Source organism: Burkholderia sp. CCA53 (assembly GCF_001685525.1).
Lineage (GTDB): Bacteria > Pseudomonadota > Gammaproteobacteria > Burkholderiales > Burkholderiaceae > Burkholderia > Burkholderia multivorans.
Genome location: NZ_BDDJ01000001.1, coordinates 851,210 through 869,288, shown reverse-complemented (window position 1 = coordinate 869,288; position 18,079 = coordinate 851,210). Strand labels below are relative to the sequence as shown.

Here is an 18,079-nt window from a genome sequence, read left to right as displayed (position 1 = left end):
TCGCGACGCCGGGCTCGCGCTGCCTGCCGTGATGGCGGTGAGTGCAGCGGTCGCAGCGTTGACCGCCATCTGGTTCGAATCCGCGTTGACGGAGTCGCGTCGCACGCGCGCGCTGTCCGACCGCTTGATCGCGTTCCATGCGGCCGATGCTGCGCTCGGCGCGTGTACCGCCGCGTTGTTGCGCGGTACTGCACGCTACTCGAGCGCACACGCGTCGCGGGGTGAACTGCAAGGTGAGCCGCACGGCCAGCCTCAACGCGAGCCGACCATGTGGCAACGCATGCCGGCGCTCGCGCATCCCGATGCGTTCTCGCCATTCGCCGATTGGCCGATGGCCGCGCAGCCGCCGCGTTGCCTGATCGAGGCGTGGCCCGATGCCGATCCGCCGGACGGTCGCGCTTATCTAATCACCGCACGCGGCGTCGGCGCGCAGGCGTCGAGCGCGGTCTGGCTGCAAACGCAGCTCGCCGTGCGCGGAGGCCGTGTCGTCGCGCAACGCTGGCGTCGCGTTGCGGCGCTGCATCGATGAGCGAGCATGCATATGGCACGACGAACGGGATTTACGTTGCTGGAGCTGATGATCGTGCTCGCGATCGTCGGCTTGTTTGCCGGATGGGGCATTCCGTCGTATCGCGACCATATGGCGCGCGTTCATCGCGCGTCCGCGGTATCGGCGCTCTATCGGGCGGCGCATTATCTCGAGACCGAGACGCTGGACGTCGGGCTGCCGCGTACGGTGCCGGAAGCACTCGCGCACGCACCTCCGGACGGCCGTCCCGTCTATCGGATCGCGTTACGCCCGCCGCAACAGGGCGACGCCGCTGCGGCCGCTGATGAACTGAACGCAATGCCGCTCGACACTGGGCCGATGCGCGACGATGCATGCGGCACATTCATCTTGCGTTCGGACGGGACGAAGGGAAACCGGAAGCGCGACGGCACCGACGAATGGGAACCCGCCTGCTGGGGCGTACGTTGAACGCGATCGACATGCGCAGTGCGACGGATGCATCCGACGCGCATGCCCGATCGCAGCGCCGGGCTCAGTCGCGCAACGTATCGACCTGGCGTTCGCTGCGCGACTGCTTCCAGATCCGATACGCTTCCCACGCGGCGAAGCCGAGCGTGCCCCACTTCAACGCCGGGCCGGCGCTTGCGCGCAATAGCGAGCGCATCGGTTTCGCGAGCACGAGCGATGCGACCGAGCTCAGCATCGGATACTGGTTCAGGAGATTGCCGAGGCTCGCGTTCAGGGTTTTCGCGGAATGGCTGAACTTGCCGCTCGACAGGCCGGGGATGAATACCTTGAGCCAGCTGAAGCGCGTGACCGCGTGCCGCATTTCGGACGCGGCCTGCGCGAGCTCGAGCCGTTCGACTTCGGATTGCAGGATCAGCAGCTCCTTGCGGAGCGCACGACGTTGCGCGGCGTTCCATTTCGACCGCGACGAAGGAGGGCGGCGTGTGCCCGTGTCATTCTGGTTCATGGCGCGTCGGCGAAGTGGGTGACGAGGATGAACGCGCGAGCGTTCACGACTTGCCGCGGAACAGCTCGCGGTCTTTCTCGAGTTCGGCCAGCGTCGCGTCGAACACGGTCGGCGCATCGCGCAGGCCCGAGCGCGCCTTCAGCGCACAGACGATGCCGCCGATCGCGTACAGCGCGGTGATCCCGGCGAGCGATTGCCAGCGGTACGTGTCCCAGAACGCGATCGCGATCAGCACGGTCAGGCTGATGAGCGCCATCGTCGCGAGCATCATCGCCGCGAGCCCGAGGAACAGCACGCCCATCAGGCGTTCCTTCTCCTCGGCCAGCTCGATGCCGACGAGCTCGAGACGCGTTTGCAGGAGGGCGATCGCCGAGCCGACGAGGCGGCGCAGCGGTCCGTGGCCGGACGCCTGCGAGGTGGTGTCTGTCGTCATGGATGATTGGCTTGCGCGTGCAATAGGCGGCTGGGACCGAGCCGGCCGGCGGCGAACCGCCGGCCGGGCTTCGGCATCCTGCGGGCCGCCGGGCGGCCCGCGACACGGAACGGCGCGCGTTACTTGCGGTTAATCAGCAGACCGATCAGCACGCCGACGCCGGCCGCGATACCGATCGAGGTCCACGGATGCTCATGCACGTAGTCGTCGGTCGCGCGCGCGGCCTTCTTGCCTTTCTCGACCACGACGACCTGGACGTCGGCTGCCTTTTCCTTGGCCTGCTTCAGGCGAGACATCGCCTTCTCGCGCAGCTCGGCCGCACGGTCGCCCGTGCTGCTCGCGGCTTGCTTGAGCAGGTCTTCGGCGTCCGCGAGAACGGTTTTGATATCCGACATCAGTTTCTCCTTGTTGATTTCCGACATTGCAACTCCCTTCGTGCTGTCATGCTGCAGGTTCACATCGTAGCGAAACGCCTGCTTGCTGGCGAGCCGGGAAGACGCACGGCGGCAGTGCCAGACCGAATGGTAAACGACTCGTAATCCCTAACAGAGCGGCAAGCAACCGAAAAAGTTTCGCCAGCACCCGCGATCGTCGTCCGACCGATCGAAAAAATGACAAAAAGATATGAATATCAAACGTAATAATCGTTCGCATGGCCCATTGCTTCCCGTAAGCTGATGGACTGTCCCGCGCCGACCGCGCGCGGTTTCAACTTGCATCGTTCGAGGAGGGAACACCATGAGTCTGCGTCTTGGCGACATCGCACCGGATTTCGAGCAGGAATCGAGCCTGGGCCCGATCAAGTTTCACGAGTGGCTCGGCGATAGCTGGGGTGTCCTGTTCTCCCATCCGGCCGACTACACGCCGGTGTGCACGACGGAACTCGGGCTGACCGCGAAGCTGAAGGACGAATTCGCGAAACGCAACGTGAAGGTGATCGCGCTGTCGGTCGACGGCGTCGAATCGCACAAAGGCTGGATCAACGACATCAACGAAACGCAGTCGACGGTCGTCGGTTTCCCGATCATCGCCGATGCGGATCGCAAGGTCTCGCAGCTGTACGACATGATTCATCCGAACGCGAACGAGACGCTGACGGTGCGCTCGCTGTTCGTGATCGATCCGAACAAGAAGGTGCGGCTGATCATCACGTATCCGGCCAGCACCGGCCGCAATTTCGACGAAGTGCTGCGCGTGATCGACTCGCTGCAACTGACCGACAACTACAAGGTCGCGACGCCCGGCAACTGGAAGGACGGCGACGACGTCGTGATCGTGCCGTCGCTGCAGGATCCGGAAGAACTGAAGAAGCGCTTCCCGAAGGGCTTCAACGCGGTGCGTCCGTATCTGCGTCTGACGCCGCAGCCGAACAAGTAAAGCCATCGTCGCGCGCCGTATCGGCGGCATGCACAAAACGGCCCGCCCGGCAGTCATGCCGGGCGGGCCGTGTCGTTTCCGCCCATCGCGTGTAATACGGACACGCTGCGCCGATTGCTCAGAAGAATGCCTGGATGCCGGTTTGTGCGCGGCCGAGAATCAGTGCGTGGATGTCGTGCGTGCCTTCATACGTATTGACCACTTCGAGGTTCACGAGGTGGCGTGCAACGCCGAATTCGTCCGAGATGCCGTTGCCGCCGAGCATGTCGCGCGCGAGCCGCGCGATGTCGAGCGCCTTGCCGCACGAATTGCGTTTCATGATCGACGTGATTTCGACCGCCGCCGTGCCTTCGTCCTTCATCCGGCCCAGACGCAGCACGCCTTGCAGGCCGAGCGTGATTTCGGTCTGCATGTCGGCAAGCTTTTTCTGAATCAGCTGATTCGCGGCGAGCGGGCGACCGAACTGCTTGCGATCGAGCACGTACTGGCGCGCGGTATGCCAGCACGATTCCGCGGCGCCGAGCGCGCCCCATGCGATCCCGTAGCGCGCCGAGTTCAGGCAGGTGAACGGCCCGCGCAGGCCGCTGACGTTCGGCATCAGGTTTTCCTCGGGCACGAACACCTCGTCGAGCACGATCTCGCCCGTGATCGACGCGCGCAGCCCGACCTTGCCGTGGATCGCCGGCGCCGACAGCCCTTTCCAGCCCTTCTCGAGGATGAAGCCGCGGATCGTATCCTTGCCGTCCTCGTCGAGCTTCGCCCAGACGACGAACACGTCGGCGATCGGCGAGTTCGTGATCCACATCTTCGCGCCCGACAGCGAGTACCCGCCCGGCACCTTCTTCGCGCGCGTGACCATGCTGCCCGGGTCCGAGCCGTGGTTCGGCTCGGTCAGCCCGAAGCAGCCGATCCACTCGCCGGTCGCGAGCTTCGGCAGATATTTCTCCTTCTGCGCGTCGGAGCCGAACTCGTAGATCGGCACCATCACGAGCGACGATTGCACGGACATCATCGACCGATAGCCCGAATCGATACGCTCGACCTCGCGCGCGATCAGCCCGTAGCTCACGTAGTTCAGCCCGGGGCCGCCGTATTGCTCGGGAATCGTCGGGCCGAGCAGGCCGACTTCGCCCATCTCGCGAAAGATCGCGGCATCGGTGCGCTCGTGGCGAAACGCCTCGGTGACGCGCGGCGCGAGCTTGTCCTGCGCATACGCGTGCGCGGCGTCGCGCACCATGCGCTCGTCCTCGGTCAGTTGCTGATCGAGCAGCAGCGGATCGTCCCAATGAAAAGTTGCAGCGCTCATCGTGTCATCTCCTCACTTGACTGGAGTTCCGCTATGCGGAACAATGTTTTGCAAATTGATCCCAGTGTAGCATCGGATGACACTTTCAACCATCGACGACACCGCGATCGACGAGCGCAAGTTCGTCGTCGCGCTCGCGCGCGGGCTCGACCTGCTGCGCGCGTTCCGGCCCGGCGAGACGATGCTCGGCAATCGCGACTTCGCGGAGCGCACCGGCTTGCCGAAGGCGACCGTGAACCGGCTCGCGTATACGCTGACGGTGCTCGGCTATCTGCGCTACGACGAGACGCTGGGCAAGTATGCGCTCGACGCCGGCGTGCTGTCGCTCGGCTATGCGCTGCTGTCGGGCGCCGGCACGATCGACCTCGCGCGGCCGCACATGCAGGCGCTCGCACGCGAGATCGGCGCGGCCGTGTCGCTCGGCTGCCGGGACGGGCTCGACATGATCTACCTGGAGACGATCCGCAGCGAAACGGCGCTGACGCTAGGGCTGGCGCCCGGCTCGCGGCTGTCGATGCTGACGAGTTCGATGGGCCGCGCCTATCTGGCCGTCCAGCCCGACGACGTGCGGCGCGCGCTGTACGCGGAACTGCACAAGGCGGCCGGCGGCGCGGACGATGCGGATGCGCTGGTCGCCGCGGCGCAGGCGGCGGTCGCCGAATTTCCGGAAAGCGGCTGCTGCTATTCGTTCCGCGCATGGCACGCGGACGTCAATGCGGCGGCCGTGCCGTTTCGCGAACCGCGCGAAGGGCGCTGGCTGATTCTCAGTTGCAGCGGGCCGGCGTCGTCGATGGGCGAGGAGGTGTTCCGCACGCAGGTCGGGCCGAAGCTGAGGGCGCTCGCGCAGCGGCTCGGTCAGACGCTCTGACGAACGGCCGCGTGAGACCGCGGCGGCGCCGTTCGGCAGCGGATCAGCGAAATCGGCAGCCGCGCCCGGCCGGCGGTTGCGGACCGCGCGGACCGCGCTCATCATCGTTCGTCCGTCTACCGACTTCGACGACGAGGAACACGATGACTGCATCCCACACGCTCGACGGCGGCTGCGCATGCGGCGCGATCCGCTACCGGATCGCCGGTGTGCCGACCGACGCCGGCTTCTGCCATTGCCGGCTCTGTCAACGAACGACCGGCGCGGCGGTCGTCGCGTCCGCATCGGTGCCGATCGGCGCGTTCGCATATCTGCAGGGCGAGCCGGTCGTCTATGCGTCGAGTGCGTGGGGCGAGCGGCGTTTCTGCGGCCGTTGCGGCGCGCAGCTCGAGTACCGGCGCCGCGACGCGCCGCAGACGGTCGAAATCAACACGGCGACGCTCGACGATCCGTCGCGGCTGCAGCCGCGCTGGCACGTCTGGTATGCGGACCGGTTTCCCGGCATCGAGATCGGCGACGATCTGCCGAAGTACGCGGACGGCGGCCGCGACTGACACGGCCGCGCGACGCGCCCGATTCGCGCGCGGCGATCCGCAAAACGCACCGGCAAAACCCATCCTGAAAACCCGTCGGCAACGCGCGAGCGGCCGGCAGGCCGCGACCCGCGCCCGCGCCCGCGCCGTAACGGGCGCTAGACCGTCATCACCTTCGCGAACACCGGCCCCTGCATGAAGCGCACGTCGTGCTGGCGCAGCAGTTCGCACTGCGTCTCGTCGACGACGCCATCGAAGATCAGCGGAATCCGCACGCGCTGCGCATATGCGACGAGCGCCTTCACCATTCCGTCGCGCAGCGCGATGCCGGCGTCCATCTTGATGTAGTCGGGACGCGCCATCTCCGATTCGACCGCGAGGATGCGCCCCGGATCGGGCAGCTTGTCCGCGACCTTGAAGCCGTGATGCTGGTAGCTGCGCGTCAGATAGCCGAGGAAGGTCTTGTGCGCGACCGCGACGGCCGGCAGCTCGATCACGATCCGCTCCGGCGGCAGCCCGAAGCGCTGCAGTACCGACGAGAAATGCTTGCCGTGATCGTACTTCACGCTCTTGAGCAGCCGCTCGTGCACGCGCAGGAACAGCAGCCCGTGGCGCTGCGCGCCGAAGAAGTTGATCGCGTGCAGCGCGCGCGACAGGCGGTCGAGCGCGACGAGCGTCTGGTCGTCGACGGCCGAGTCGACCGGATCGTGCGGCGCGCCCGTCACCTGCGTGACAGCCTGGAACCCGAGTTCGTCGCCGTAGCGCTCGATCGCATCGGCGAACGACGTCGACTGCGGCGCGCCCGGCATCGTCACGTCGTAGATCGGCTCGTACGTGCTGCCGAGCGTGCGCTCCGGCAGGCGCGCGCATGCGGTGCCGTCGTCGGCGAGCGCGATGTGCTCCCGCAGATACGGCAGTTGTCCGGCACGGGCGACCAGCTCGGGGATGGTGGGCGGAATCATCGGCGTCGACAAGGAAAAACGGCGGCCAACGGGCCGCCTCATGTCTGGATAGTAGCAGCGCCCGCGCCGCTCGGCTCGGCGTTTCGTTCATATCGTTATCCCGTCCCCGAACCGATCCCTAGGGTTTACGTTGATTTCACTATTCGTAATTGGTTTTACTATTCGTAAATCCAAAGACGTGCGGCGGATCACGGCAGGCGGCTACGGGCGCCGCGGCGGTGCCGGCCCGAGATCAACAGGAAGCAAGGAGCGAGACGTGGCGGTTGACAGCAAATGGACGGAGGACGTGGGCGGGCCGGCAGGCCGGTACGCGACGGGCGCAACGACGGCGTGCGCAGGTGCGCGCGTCGCGGCAGTGGGGGCGCGCGGGTCATGAACGTCGATTACCAGAGCCTGAAGTTTGCGTACCGCCCGCGCGCGGAGCGCGCGATCGCCGACGATGCGGCCGTCCGGCCCGTGATCGTCGTCGGCGCGGGGCCGGTCGGCCTCGCCGCGGCAATCGATCTCGCGCAGCAGGGCGTGCCCGTCGTGCTGCTCGACGACGACGACACGCTGTCCACCGGCTCGCGTGCGATCTGCTTCGCGAAGCGCACGCTCGAGATCTTCGACCGGCTCGGCTGCGGCGAACGCTTCGTCGACAAGGGCGTGAGCTGGCACGTCGGCAAGGTGTTTCTGCAGGACGAGCAGCTGTACGCGTTCGACCTGCTGCCGGAACAAGGGCATGCGCGTCCGGCCTTCATCAATCTGCAGCAGTACTACGTCGAAGGGTATCTGGCCGAGCGCGCGTTCGAGTTGCCGAACCTCGAGATCCGCTGGAAGCACAAGGTGACCGGCATCGAGCAGGCGGCCGAGCATGCGGTGCTGACGGTCGAGACGCCCGAAGGCGTCGACACGCTGCGCGCGCAGTACGTGATCGCGGCCGACGGCTCGCGCAGCCCGATGCGCACGATGATGGGCCTCGAAAGCCGCGGCCGCACGTTCAAGGATCGCTTCCTGATCGCGGACGTGAAGATGAAGGCCGACTTCCCGACCGAACGCTGGTTCTGGTTCGATCCGCCGTTTCATCGCAACCAGTCGGTGCTGCTGCACCGCCAGCCGGACAACGTCTGGCGGATCGACTTCCAGCTCGGCTGGGACGCCGATCCGGTCGCCGAGAAGCAGCCGGAGCGCGTGATTCCGCGCGTGCGCGCGCTGCTCGGGCCGGATGTCGAGTTCGAGCTCGAATGGGTCAGCATCTATACGTTCCGCTGCCAGCGGATGGACACGTTCCGTCACGGCCGCGTGCTGTTCGCGGGCGATTCGGCGCATGGCGTGTCGCCGTTCGGCGCGCGCGGCGCGAACAGCGGCGTGCAGGACGCGGACAACCTCGCGTGGAAGCTGAAGCTCGTGCTGGACGGCCGCGCGCCCGACCGGCTGCTCGACACCTATGCGAGCGAGCGCGAATACGCGGCCGACGAAAACATCCGCCACTCGACGCGCTCGACCGACTTCATCACGCCGAAAAGCGCGGTGTCGCGCGTATTCCGTGACGCGACGCTGAAGCTCGCGCGCGACTGCGAGTTCGCGCGCAAGATCGTGAACAGCGGGCGGCTGTCGACGCCCGCGGTCCTCGACGGTTCGCCGCTGAACACGCCCGATCGCGCGGGCGAGACGTTCGCGTGCGCGATGCGTCCGGGCGCGGCCGCGGCCGACGCGCCGGTGCGCGCCGAGCACGGCGCGAGCTGGCTGCTGCCGCATCTGCACGGCGGCTTCGCCGGCGTGCTGTTCGGCCTGCCGGGCGACGGCGCGGCGCTCGCGCAGGCGGTCGCGGATCTCGCGCTGCCGGTGCGGCCGGTGCTCGTCGTGCCGGCCGGCCATGCGCAGCCGGTGGCCGGCGTCGACGTCGTCGAGGACGTCGACGGGCTCGCCGCCCAGCGCTACGACGCGCGGCCGGGCACCTTCTATCTGCTGCGTCCGGACCAGCACGTGTGCGCGCGGATGCGCGCGCTCGACCGCCAGGCGATCGCCGATGCGCTGGCCCGCGCGATCTGCGCCGGCTGAATACGACAACGATACGGAGACACCTCATGCCCCCACTCGATACCCGCGCGCGTCTCGCCGATCCGGACGCGTTTTACGAAGCGCTGATCGACATGCATCGCGACCTGTCGGACGCGGACAGTCAGCTCGTCAACGCGAAGCTGATCCTGCTGCTCGCGAACCACATCGGCGATCTCGACGTGCTGCGCGAAGCGATGGCGCTCGCGCGCCGCGGCGTGACTCCGCCCGTGCATCCGGCCGCCGAGGTGACGCCGTGAGCGCCGCGGCCGACGCGCGTACGCTCGAAGTCGAGCGCGTGATCGACGACACGCATCGCCCGGGCTTTCACTGGATGCTGCTCGCGCTGTGCGGGCTGTGCCTCGTGATCGACGGCTTTGACGCGCAGGCGATGGGCTACGTCGCACCGAGCGTGATCGCCGAGTGGCACGTGCCGAAGCAGGCGCTTGGGCCGGTGTTCAGCGCGAGCCTGTTCGGGATGCTGCTCGGCGCGCTCGCGCTGTCGGTGCTGGCCGACCGGATCGGCCGCCGTCCGGTGCTGATCGGCGCGACGCTGTTCTTCGCGTTGACGATGCTCGCGACGCCGTTCGCGGGTTCGATCCCGGTGCTGATGGCGCTGCGCTTCGTCACCGGTCTTGGCCTCGGCTGCATCATGCCGAACGCGATGGCGCTCGTCGGCGAGTTCAGTCCGAGCGCGCATCGCGTGAAGCGGATGATGATCGTGTCGTGCGGCTTCACGCTTGGCGCGGCGATCGGCGGCTTCATCAGCGCGGCGCTGATTCCGGCGCTCGGCTGGCGCGCCGTGTTTTTCGTCGGCGGTGCGGTGCCGCTCGTCCTCGCGATCGCGATGGCCGCGCGGCTGCCCGAATCGCTGCAGTTTCTCGTGCTGAAAGGGCGCGACGCGCAGGCGCGCGACTGGCTCGCCGGCTTCGCGCCGCATGCGGGCATCGACGCGAGCACGCGGCTCGTCGTGCGCGAGCGTGCGACGACGGGCGCGCCGGTCGCCGAACTGTTCCGCGGCGGCCGCCTGCCGGTCACGCTGCTGCTGTGGGCGATCAGCTTCATGAACCTGATCGATCTGTACTTCCTCTCGAACTGGCTGCCGACCGTGATGCGCGACGCCGGCTATTCGCCGGGCACCGCGGTGATCGTCGGCACCGTGCTGCAGACGGGCGGCGTGATCGGCACGCTGTCGCTCGGCTGGTTCATCGAACGCTACGGTTTCGTGCGCGTGCTGTTCGCGTGCTTCGCGTGTGCGGCGGTGTCGGTCGCACTGATCGGCTCGGTCGCGCATGCGCTGCCGTGGCTGCTGATCGTCGTGTTCGCGGGCGGCTTCTGCGTAGTCGGCGGACAGCCGGCCGTGAACGCGCTCGCGGGCCAGTATTACCCGACGTCGCTGCGTTCGACCGGCATCGGCTGGAGCCTCGGCATCGGTCGGATCGGTTCGGTGCTCGGGCCGCTCGTCGGCGGACAACTGATTGCGCTGAACTGGACCAACGGGGCGCTGTTTCATGCGGCCGCGGTACCCGTGCTGTGCTCGGCGCTGTTCGTGCTCGGGCTGGCCGGGGTGACGCGGCGAAGCGGTGCGCAGGCGCCGCATGCCGCCTGAATTGATGGAGAAATGAAACGATGACGCTTGACTTGTCGAAACCGGCGACCGCCGGCTACCTGAGCGGTTTCGCGAACGAGTTCGCGACCGAGGCGCTGCCCGGCGCGCTGCCGCACGGCCGCAATTCGCCGCAGCGCGCACCGTACGGGCTCTATGCGGAGCAACTGTCGGGCACCGCGTTTACCGCGCCGCGCGGCCATAACCGCCGCTCGTGGCTGTACCGGATCCGGCCGGCCGCCGTGCACCGGCCGTTCGAACCGTTCGCGGGCGCGCAGCGCCTGGTGTCGGACTTCGCCGACTCGGCCGACGTGCCGCCGACGCCGCCGAACCAGCTGCGCTGGAATCCGCTGCCGATGCCGAGCGAGCCGACCGATTTCGTCGAAGGGCTCGTGACGATGGCCGGCAACGGCTCGGCCGCCGCGATGAGCGGGTGCGCGATCCACCTCTATGCAGCGAACCGTTCGATGCGGGACCGCTTCTTCTACAGCGCGGACGGCGAACTGCTGATCGTCCCGCAGCAAGGGCGGCTCTTCATCGCGACCGAATTCGGCCGCCTCGACGTCGAGCCGTTCGAGATCGCGGTGATTCCGCGCGGCGTGCGCTTCACGGTCGCGCTGCCGGACGGCGATGCGCGCGGCTATATCTGCGAGAACTTCGGCGCGCTGCTGCGGCTGCCCGATCTCGGCCCGATCGGCTCGAATGGGCTTGCGAATCCGCGCGACTTCCTGACGCCGCAGGCCGCATACGAAGACCGCGAAGGCGCGTTCGAGCTCGTCGCGAAGCTGAACGGCCGGCTCTGGCGCGCGGACATCGGCCATTCGCCGCTCGACGTCGTCGCGTGGCACGGCAACTATGCGCCGTACAAATACGACCTGCGCCTGTTCAACACGATCGGCTCGATCAGCTTCGATCATCCCGATCCGTCGATCTTCCTCGTGCTGCATTCGCAGACCGATACGCCGGGCGTCGACGCGATCGACTTCGTGATCTTCCCGCCGCGCTGGCTCGCGGCCGAGGATACGTTCCGTCCGCCCTGGTTCCACCGCAACGTCGCGAGCGAGTTCATGGGGCTCGTGCACGGCGCGTACGACGCGAAGGCCGAAGGCTTCGTGCCGGGCGGCGCGAGCCTGCACAACTGCATGTCGGGCCACGGCCCGGATGCGGACACGTTCGAGAAGGCGTCGGCGAGCGATACGACGAAGCCGCACAAGGTGGACAACACGATGGCGTTCATGTTCGAAACGCGCACGCTGATCCGGCCGACGCGCTACGCGCTCGACACTGCGCAGCTGCAGGCCAACTACTTCGAATGCTGGCAAGGCATCAGGAAACACTTCAATCCGGAGCAACGATGAGCGATACCCAAGACTGGCGCGCGACGCTCGACCCGGCCCGCAAGAGCTGGGTCGAGTCGGCGAACGATCCCGCCTGCGATTTTCCGATCCAGAACCTGCCGTTCGGGATCTTCAGCGATGCGAAGCAGCCGGCGCGTCGCGCGGGCGTCGCGCTCGGCGACGCGATCGTCGATCTCGCGGCGCTCGGGCGCGCAGGCCTGCTGACGCTGCCGGGCGGCGCGGACGTGTTCGCCGCGCCGACGCTGAACGCCTTCATCGCGCTCGGCCGCGATGCGTGGCGCAGCGTGCGCGTGCAGTTGTCCGAGCTGTTCTCGCGCGACAACGCGCGGCTGCGCGACGATGCGGCGCTGCGCGCGCGGGTGCTCGTGGCGCAGCGCGATGCGACGCTGCATCTGCCCGTCGACATTCCCGGCTACACCGATTTCTATTCGTCGAAGGAGCATGCGACGAACGTCGGCTCGATGTTCCGCGATCCGAAGAATGCGCTGCTGCCGAACTGGTCGGAGATGCCGATCGGCTACAACGGCCGCGCGTCGTCGGTGGTCGTCAGCGGGACGCCGGTGCGTCGCCCGAACGGGCAACTGAAGCTGCCGGATCTCGAGCGCCCGGTGTTCGGCGCGTGCCGCAAGCTCGACATCGAGCTCGAGACGGGCTTCATCGTCGGCAAGGGCAATGCGCTCGGCGAGCCGATCGCATGCGAGGACGCGGAAGCGCACATCTTCGGCATGGTGCTGCTGAACGACTGGAGCGCGCGCGACATCCAGCAATGGGAATACGTGCCGCTCGGCCCGTTCAACTCGAAGGGTTTCGCGACGACGATCTCGCCGTGGATCGTCACGCTCGACGCGCTCGAGCCGTTCCGCACCGCGCAGCCCGAGCAGTCGCCGCAGCCGCTCGCGTATCTGCAGCATGCGGGCCGGCACGCGTTCGACATCGCGCTCGAAGTGACGCTGCGCGCGCAGGACGCGGCCGAAGCGACGACGATCTGCCGGACCAACTTCAAGTACATGTACTGGTCGATGGCGCAGCAGCTCGCGCATCACACGGTGTCGGGCTGCAATACGCGGGTCGGCGACCTGATGGGCTCGGGCACGATCAGCGGGCCGACGAAGGATTCGTTCGGCAGCCTGCTCGAGCTCACGTGGAACGGCAAGGAGCCCGTTGCACTGAACGGCGGCGGCACGCGTACGTTCATCGAGGACGGCGACGAGCTGACGCTCGCCGGCTGGTGCCAGGGCGACGGCTATCGTGTCGGCTTCGGCACCTGCGTCGGCAAGATCCTGCCTGCATTGCAAGCGTGACGCATCGCGCGTGACGCGCTGGTCCCGGACGGCCCGCTTCGCGCGGGCCGTCGTCGTTTCAGCGGTGTCACGATGCGTGCGCGGGGCGCACGGGCCTCATACGGCGCGCGACAACGCGGCACGCCGCTCCCACAGCGCGGCCGCGACGAATGCGGCGACGCAGACGACCAGCACGCCGACCAGCGCGTTGCTGCCCAGCTGCTCCATCAATGCACCGGCGACGAGCGGGCCGCCGAAGCTGGCCGCGCTCCACGATGCGGAGACGAGCGAGCTCGCGGTAACGAGCGCCGCGCCGCGGAAGCGTTCGCCGCAGGCGACGAGCGACAACGTATAGATGCTGCCGGCCGCCGCGCCGAGCACGAACAGCAGCGGCCAGCACAGCAGCGGATTCGCGACGACGAACGGCAGCAGCGGCAGTCCCGCGAGCACGATGGCGCCCGCGCCCAAATGCACGCGTTCGCGGCCGAGCTTGTCGGCGAGCCAGCCGATCGGGAACTGCATCGCGGTGTCGCCGAACAGCATGATCGACGCGAGCAGCACCGCCGTTTCGCTGGCGACGCCGTGATCCATCGCGTACAGCGGCAGCAGCGACAGCGCGAGCGTATCGAACAGCGCGAAGAAACCCGTGCCGATGATCAGCGCCGGCATGCGCGGCAGCACCGCGAGCCAGCGATCGTGTTGCGCGTGCTGTGCGTCGTCGCCGGCGAGCGGTGCGCGGCGGATCGTCGCGAGCGTCGGCAGTGCGAGCAGGAACAGCGCGCCGCAGAGCGCGAAGCGGATGCCGGTCGCGCCCGCGATCTGGCTGACGAGCACGGGGCCCGCCATCTGGAACAGCGTGAAATTGGTCGCGTAGATCGCGACGACGCGGCCGCGCGTCGCATCGTCGGCGAGCTGGTTGACCCATGCCTCGCCGATCGTAAACAGCAGCATCAGCGCGGCGCCGCACAGCACGCGCAGCACGCCCCAGACGACGAGATTCGACGTGAACTGCATCCATGCGGTCGCCGCGGCGAGCACGACGACCGACACGACGATCGCGCGGCGCGCACCGATGCGCCGCGCCAGCGCGGTGACGAACGGGACGATCGCGAGGCCGCCGCCGGCCTGCGCGGCGGTCAACATGCCGACGACGTTCGTGCCGTGGCCGGCTTCGGTCAGGGCGAGCGCGGTGAGGGGAAGGGTGGCGCCGGTGCCGAGACCGACGACCGCGACGCTCAGGATCAGCGCGACGAAATCGCGATTGAGTATGGCTTTCATCGGCCGAGATGCTACACCGCAGCCCTTGAACGGTCCATGACGCGGCCGGCGTACGGTGTCGCTGCAGCTGCGCTGCGTCGCGTTACGATGCGCGAGCAACGATCGCGCGGCGCGCGTCAGACGTATTCGGTCGGTACCGCAGCCGGGCGGCGTTCGAGCGATGCGGACCACAGCGTCAGCGCGAGCGCGGCGACGGCCATCGCGACGCCGACCCACGGCAGGTTCACGAGCGACACGCCGGCGCCGATCGCGCTGCCGCCGAGCCACGCGCCGGTGGCATTGCCGAGGTTGAACGCGCCCTGGTTCAGCGTCGACGCGAGGTTCGGCGCGTCGCTCGCGCGATCGACGATCAGGATCTGCAGCGGCGGCACGATCGCGAACGCGAGCACGCCCCACACGAAGATCGTCGCGAGCGCGGCGAACGGCAAATGCATGGTCGCCGCGAACAGCGCGAGCACGACGCCGATCAGCGCGAGCGTCGCGATCAGCGACGGCATCCGGCGCCAGTCGGCGAGCCGCCCGCCGAGCGTGCCGCCGACCGTCAGCCCGAGCCCGAACAGCAGCAGCACCCAGGTGACCTGGTGCGGCGAGAAGCCGGTCACGTCCTCGAGGATCGGCGTGATGTACGTGAACACGCTGAACAGGCTCGCGGACGCGAGCACGCTGATGCCGAGCACCATCAGCACCTGCGGGTGCTTGAGCACGCCGAATTCGCGCGTGATGCTGGTTTCGGGCATCGCGAGGTGTTTCGGCAGACAGACGGCGAGTGCGGCGGCCGCGGCGATGCCGATGCCGGTCACGGCCCAGAACGTCGCGCGCCAGCCGTATGCCTGGCCGAGCGCGGTGCCGAGCGGCACGCCGAGCACGTTGGCGAGCGTGAGGCCGGTAAACATCAGCGCGATCGCCTGCGCGCGGCGGTTCGGCGCGACGAGGCTGCTCGCGACCACCGAACCGATGCCGAAAAACGCGCCGTGGCAGAACGCGGTCACGACGCGCGCCGCCATCAGCACCGCGTAGCCGGGCGCGATCGCGCAGAACAGGTTGCCCGCGATGAACAGGCCGATGAGCCCCATCAGCGCGCGCTTGCGCGGCATCTTCGCGGTGACGACGGCGAGGATCGGCGCGCCGATCGTCACACCGAGCGCGTAGCCGGACACGAGCATGCCGGCGGCCGGGATCGACACGCCGAGGTCGCGCGCGACGTTCGGCAGCAGTCCCATGACGACGAATTCGGTGGTACCGATTCCAAACGCGGCAACGGCGAGGGCGAACAGAGGTAAGGGCATCGCGGGGGATTCCGGGAAAGGCCGTCGGCCAGGAGCGGCGCAGGACGCGCGGAGCGGGTGGACGGCAGGGCGATAGCGGCGATTCTACTTCAGTAAAAACCCTTATGCCGGGGGCCGGAACGGATGTTGCCGACGTGCGACGGACCGCGCCCCCAGTGTGGGACGGGACGGCGATGCGGGCAGCGATCGCGCGCGGGTCGGGACGGGCGCACGCCTAGGTCGGTCGTTCGGCCGATCGAGCGGAAAGCGCGACCGCGGGTTCCGGGTCGCAGGCGTGCGGTGCAGGCGTCGGAGCGGACGTGTCGGGTTGCGCGGCGGTCGGCACTTCGCTGACGGCCGAGGCGGCCGTGCGGCCGGATCCGCCATCGGGATCGACCGTCGCGGTAACCGCCGGCCCATGCCCCGCCGGCTCACCCCAGCCGTTTTCGAACAGGCACGCTTCGATCGGCATCCGCGCGGCCCAGCGCTCCTGTTCGAGCATCGGCTTCGCGTAGAAGGCGTCGACGTGGCCGAGGCACAGCACGGCGATCGGTTTCGCGCCGGCCGGCATGCCGAGCAGCGTGCGCAGCGCGTCGACGTCGAACAGCGAGACCCAGCCCATCCCGAGCCCTTCGGCGCGCGCCGCGAGCCACATGTTCTGGATCGCGCACGCGGCGGACGCGAGGTCCATCTCCGGCAGCGTGCGCCGCCCGAACACATGGCGCTCGCGATCGTCGGTCAGCGCGACGACGAGCAGCTCGCCGCACTCGCGCACGCCTTCGACCTTCAGTCGCATGAATTCGTCGTGGCGTTCGCCGAGCGCGTCGGCGGTCGCGCGCCGCTCGGCGTCGACGAGCGCGTGGATCGCGTCGCGCCGTGCCGGATCGGTGATGCGGATGAAGCGCCACGGCTGCATGAAGCCGACGCTCGGCGCATGGTGTGCCGCGCGCAGCAGCCGTGCGAGCACGGCCGGATCGACCGGAGCCGACGTGAAATGGCGCATGTCGCGCCGCTCGAAGATGGCGCGGTAAACGGCGTCGAGGGCGGAATCGTCGAAACGCATGACGGGCAGCGGCAGCAGAGGAAGGTCGGCGAACGATAGCAGAGTGCGGGCGCGCCGCGGTGCTTCGGCGAAAAACGCCGGCGCGGCAAAGGTGTGCGGTAGTGTGCGGTGTGTGGCTGGAGGCCGAAGACGGAGTGCGGAAGGCGGAAGGCGGAAGGCGGAAGGCGGAAGGCGGAAGGCGGAAGGCGCGCCCGGCTCGTCAGCGGCTCGGCGCCACGACGTTCTGCGGCGTGCCCGCATGCCACGCTTCGATGTTCGCGAGCGTCGTATGCGCGATTTCCGCCAGCGCTTCGCGCGTGAAGAACGCCTGATGCGACGTGACGATCACGTTCGGGAACGTCAGCAGCCGCGCGAGCACGTCGTCCTGCAGCGGCAGGTCGGAATGATCCTCGAAGAACAGCCCGCTTTCCTCTTCGTAGACGTCGAGGCCCAGATGGCCGAGCTGGCCGCTCTTGAGCGCATCGATCAGCGCCTGCGTGTCGACGAGCCCGCCGCGGCCCGTATTGATCAGCATCGCGCCCGGCTTCATCTGCGCAAGCGTGCGCGCATTGATCAGATGATGCGTGGACGGCAGCAGCGGGCAGTGCAGGCTGACGATGTCGGCGCCGCGCAGCAGCGTGTCGAGGTCGACGTAGCGCGCGCCGAACGCGATCAGCTCGTCGTCGTACGGCGGCATCGAATGCGCGAGCACATGCATCCCGAAGCCCATCATGATCTTCGCGAACACGCTGCCGATGAGCCCCGTGCCGATCACGCCGACCGTCTTGCCGTGCAGATCGAAGCCGAGCAGCCCGTTCAGCGAGAAGTCGCCTTCGCGCGTGCGCGCGACCGCGCGCGGCAGCCGACGGTTCAGCGCGAGAATCAGTGCGACCGCGTGTTCGGCAACCGCGTGCGGCGAATAGGCCGGCACGCGCACGACCGTGATGCCGAGCCGCTCGGCCGCCGCGAGGTCGACATGGTTGAAACCCGCCGAGCGCAGCGCGATCAAGCGCGTGCCGCCTTCCGCGAGCCGTTCGAGCACCGCCGCATTCAGCGCGTCGTTGACGAACGGGCACACGACGTCGTAGCCGTGCGCGAGGATCGCCGTTTCCGCATCGAGATGCGACGGCTGGAAGTGCAGCCGGTAGCCGAACCGGCGGTTGGCGGCGGTGAACGAATCGTCGTCGTACTGTCGGCTGCTGAACAGGATCACGCGCACGCTGTTTCTCCGGGGGAGCGTCGCCGCCCGC

At 68.1% G+C, this 18,079-nt stretch carries 19 protein-coding genes; 10 read left to right on the top strand and 9 right to left on the bottom strand.

The annotated features are described in order from the left end of the window. The first annotated feature begins 31 nt into the window (after window positions 1-31). Together BCR55_RS04040 and BCR55_RS04035 are read left to right on the top strand one after the other, a co-directional pair. Complete coding sequence (locus BCR55_RS04040; RefSeq protein ID WP_006406391.1) at window positions 32-529, top strand: hypothetical protein; 498 nt, start codon at window positions 32-34, stop codon at window positions 527-529. A gap of 6 nt (window positions 530-535) precedes the next feature. Then, the gene (locus BCR55_RS04035; RefSeq protein ID WP_006406390.1) at window positions 536-979 is read left to right on the top strand and encodes a type IV pilin protein; all 444 of its coding nucleotides are present in this window, start codon (window positions 536-538) and stop codon (window positions 977-979) included. Between the two features lie 64 nt (window positions 980-1,043). On the opposite strand, the gene BCR55_RS04030 is transcribed toward BCR55_RS04035, so the two are convergent. The 3 genes from BCR55_RS04030 to BCR55_RS04020 form a co-directional block, all read right to left on the bottom strand. Continuing rightward, complete coding sequence (locus BCR55_RS04030; protein ID WP_053297587.1) at window positions 1,044-1,484, bottom strand: DUF3318 domain-containing protein; 441 nt, start codon at window positions 1,482-1,484, stop codon at window positions 1,044-1,046. Between the two features lie 43 nt (window positions 1,485-1,527). Next, window positions 1,528-1,917 carry a phage holin family protein gene (locus tag BCR55_RS04025; RefSeq protein ID WP_006401556.1) on the bottom strand — a complete coding sequence of 130 codons (390 nt, stop codon included), beginning with the start codon at window positions 1,915-1,917 and terminating at the stop codon, window positions 1,528-1,530. Window positions 1,918-2,036: 119 nt separating this feature from the next. Beyond that, window positions 2,037-2,339, bottom strand: coding sequence for a YqjD family protein (locus tag BCR55_RS04020; protein WP_006401555.1), 303 nt, complete (start codon window positions 2,337-2,339; stop codon window positions 2,037-2,039). Between the two features lie 316 nt (window positions 2,340-2,655). On the opposite strand from BCR55_RS04020, the gene BCR55_RS04015 reads away from it, so the two are divergent. Further along, window positions 2,656-3,294: a peroxiredoxin gene (locus BCR55_RS04015; protein WP_006401554.1), complete on the top strand. Its 639-nt coding sequence runs from the start codon at window positions 2,656-2,658 to the stop codon at window positions 3,292-3,294. A 118-nt stretch (window positions 3,295-3,412) separates the two neighbouring features. On the opposite strand, the gene BCR55_RS04010 is transcribed toward BCR55_RS04015, so the two are convergent. Next, window positions 3,413-4,600, bottom strand: a complete 1,188-nt coding sequence (locus tag BCR55_RS04010) for an acyl-CoA dehydrogenase (RefSeq protein WP_006406389.1) — start codon at window positions 4,598-4,600, stop codon at window positions 3,413-3,415. A 76-nt stretch (window positions 4,601-4,676) separates the two neighbouring features. On the opposite strand from BCR55_RS04010, the gene BCR55_RS04005 reads away from it, so the two are divergent. Together BCR55_RS04005 and BCR55_RS04000 are read left to right on the top strand one after the other, a co-directional pair. After that, a complete protein-coding gene (locus tag BCR55_RS04005) occupies window positions 4,677-5,468 on the top strand; it encodes an IclR family transcriptional regulator (RefSeq protein WP_006406388.1) in 792 nt (263 codons plus the stop codon). Window positions 5,469-5,611: 143 nt separating this feature from the next. Next, window positions 5,612-6,022 (top strand): GFA family protein, encoded by a 411-nt coding sequence (locus BCR55_RS04000; protein WP_065494215.1) that lies wholly within the window; start codon window positions 5,612-5,614, stop codon window positions 6,020-6,022. 137 nt (window positions 6,023-6,159) lie between these two features. Here the strand turns inward: BCR55_RS04000 and BCR55_RS03995 are convergent, their stop codons facing one another. Further along, window positions 6,160-6,963, bottom strand: a complete 804-nt coding sequence (locus tag BCR55_RS03995; protein WP_006406387.1) for an EAL domain-containing protein — start codon at window positions 6,961-6,963, stop codon at window positions 6,160-6,162. A gap of 372 nt (window positions 6,964-7,335) precedes the next feature. Between BCR55_RS03995 and BCR55_RS03990 the strand changes: the two genes are divergently transcribed. The 5 genes from BCR55_RS03990 to fahA are packed head-to-tail and all read left to right on the top strand — an operon-like array spanning window position 7,336 to window position 13,265. Next, window positions 7,336-9,003 carry an FAD-dependent oxidoreductase gene (locus BCR55_RS03990; protein ID WP_006406386.1) on the top strand — a complete coding sequence of 556 codons (1,668 nt, stop codon included), beginning with the start codon at window positions 7,336-7,338 and terminating at the stop codon, window positions 9,001-9,003. A 26-nt stretch (window positions 9,004-9,029) separates the two neighbouring features. After that, a complete protein-coding gene (locus BCR55_RS03985; protein WP_006406385.1) occupies window positions 9,030-9,260 on the top strand; it encodes a DUF2783 domain-containing protein in 231 nt (76 codons plus the stop codon). After that, window positions 9,257-10,609, top strand: coding sequence for an MFS transporter (locus tag BCR55_RS03980; protein WP_006406384.1), 1,353 nt, complete (start codon window positions 9,257-9,259; stop codon window positions 10,607-10,609). The genes BCR55_RS03985 and BCR55_RS03980 overlap by 4 nt, the downstream gene beginning before the upstream one ends. Before the next feature lie 20 nt (window positions 10,610-10,629). Further along, window positions 10,630-11,964 (top strand): homogentisate 1,2-dioxygenase, encoded by a 1,335-nt coding sequence (hmgA, locus tag BCR55_RS03975; protein ID WP_006401545.1) that lies wholly within the window; start codon window positions 10,630-10,632, stop codon window positions 11,962-11,964. Continuing rightward, entirely contained in the window at window positions 11,961-13,265 is a 1,305-nt protein-coding gene (gene fahA / locus BCR55_RS03970) for a fumarylacetoacetase (protein ID WP_006401544.1), read from the top strand. The genes hmgA and fahA overlap by 4 nt, the downstream gene beginning before the upstream one ends. Before the next feature lie 96 nt (window positions 13,266-13,361). On the opposite strand, the gene BCR55_RS03965 is transcribed toward fahA, so the two are convergent. From BCR55_RS03965 to BCR55_RS03950, 4 genes are all read right to left on the bottom strand, one after another. Beyond that, window positions 13,362-14,522, bottom strand: a complete 1,161-nt coding sequence (locus BCR55_RS03965) for an MFS transporter (protein WP_006401543.1) — start codon at window positions 14,520-14,522, stop codon at window positions 13,362-13,364. 116 nt (window positions 14,523-14,638) lie between these two features. Next, the gene (locus BCR55_RS03960) at window positions 14,639-15,808 is read right to left on the bottom strand and encodes an MFS transporter (RefSeq protein ID WP_006401542.1); all 1,170 of its coding nucleotides are present in this window, start codon (window positions 15,806-15,808) and stop codon (window positions 14,639-14,641) included. Window positions 15,809-16,022: 214 nt separating this feature from the next. Next, entirely contained in the window at window positions 16,023-16,850 is an 828-nt protein-coding gene (bluB, locus tag BCR55_RS03955) for a 5,6-dimethylbenzimidazole synthase (RefSeq protein WP_006401541.1), read from the bottom strand. 199 nt (window positions 16,851-17,049) lie between these two features. After that, the gene (locus tag BCR55_RS03950) at window positions 17,050-18,048 is read right to left on the bottom strand and encodes a 2-hydroxyacid dehydrogenase (protein ID WP_006401540.1); all 999 of its coding nucleotides are present in this window, start codon (window positions 18,046-18,048) and stop codon (window positions 17,050-17,052) included. Window positions 18,049-18,079: the final 31 nt, after the last annotated feature.

Coding starts and splice junctions, on each gene's coding strand:
- BCR55_RS04040 (WP_006406391.1), top strand. CDS start 32: ATGGCGGTGAGTGCAGCGGTCGCAGCGTTGACCGCCATCTGGTTCGAA.
- BCR55_RS04035 (WP_006406390.1), top strand. CDS start 536: ATGCATATGGCACGACGAACGGGATTTACGTTGCTGGAGCTGATGATC.
- BCR55_RS04030 (WP_053297587.1), bottom strand. CDS start 1,484: ATGAACCAGAATGACACGGGCACACGCCGCCCTCCTTCGTCGCGGTCG.
- BCR55_RS04025 (WP_006401556.1), bottom strand. CDS start 1,917: ATGACGACAGACACCACCTCGCAGGCGTCCGGCCACGGACCGCTGCGC.
- BCR55_RS04020 (WP_006401555.1), bottom strand. CDS start 2,339: ATGTCGGAAATCAACAAGGAGAAACTGATGTCGGATATCAAAACCGTT.
- BCR55_RS04015 (WP_006401554.1), top strand. CDS start 2,656: ATGAGTCTGCGTCTTGGCGACATCGCACCGGATTTCGAGCAGGAATCG.
- BCR55_RS04010 (WP_006406389.1), bottom strand. CDS start 4,600: ATGAGCGCTGCAACTTTTCATTGGGACGATCCGCTGCTGCTCGATCAG.
- BCR55_RS04005 (WP_006406388.1), top strand. CDS start 4,677: ATGACACTTTCAACCATCGACGACACCGCGATCGACGAGCGCAAGTTC.
- BCR55_RS04000 (WP_065494215.1), top strand. CDS start 5,612: ATGACTGCATCCCACACGCTCGACGGCGGCTGCGCATGCGGCGCGATC.
- BCR55_RS03995 (WP_006406387.1), bottom strand. CDS start 6,963: ATGATTCCGCCCACCATCCCCGAGCTGGTCGCCCGTGCCGGACAACTG.
- BCR55_RS03990 (WP_006406386.1), top strand. CDS start 7,336: ATGAACGTCGATTACCAGAGCCTGAAGTTTGCGTACCGCCCGCGCGCG.
- BCR55_RS03985 (WP_006406385.1), top strand. CDS start 9,030: ATGCCCCCACTCGATACCCGCGCGCGTCTCGCCGATCCGGACGCGTTT.
- hmgA (WP_006401545.1), top strand. CDS start 10,630: ATGACGCTTGACTTGTCGAAACCGGCGACCGCCGGCTACCTGAGCGGT.
- fahA (WP_006401544.1), top strand. CDS start 11,961: ATGAGCGATACCCAAGACTGGCGCGCGACGCTCGACCCGGCCCGCAAG.
- BCR55_RS03965 (WP_006401543.1), bottom strand. CDS start 14,522: ATGAAAGCCATACTCAATCGCGATTTCGTCGCGCTGATCCTGAGCGTC.
- BCR55_RS03960 (WP_006401542.1), bottom strand. CDS start 15,808: ATGCCCTTACCTCTGTTCGCCCTCGCCGTTGCCGCGTTTGGAATCGGT.
- bluB (WP_006401541.1), bottom strand. CDS start 16,850: ATGCGTTTCGACGATTCCGCCCTCGACGCCGTTTACCGCGCCATCTTC.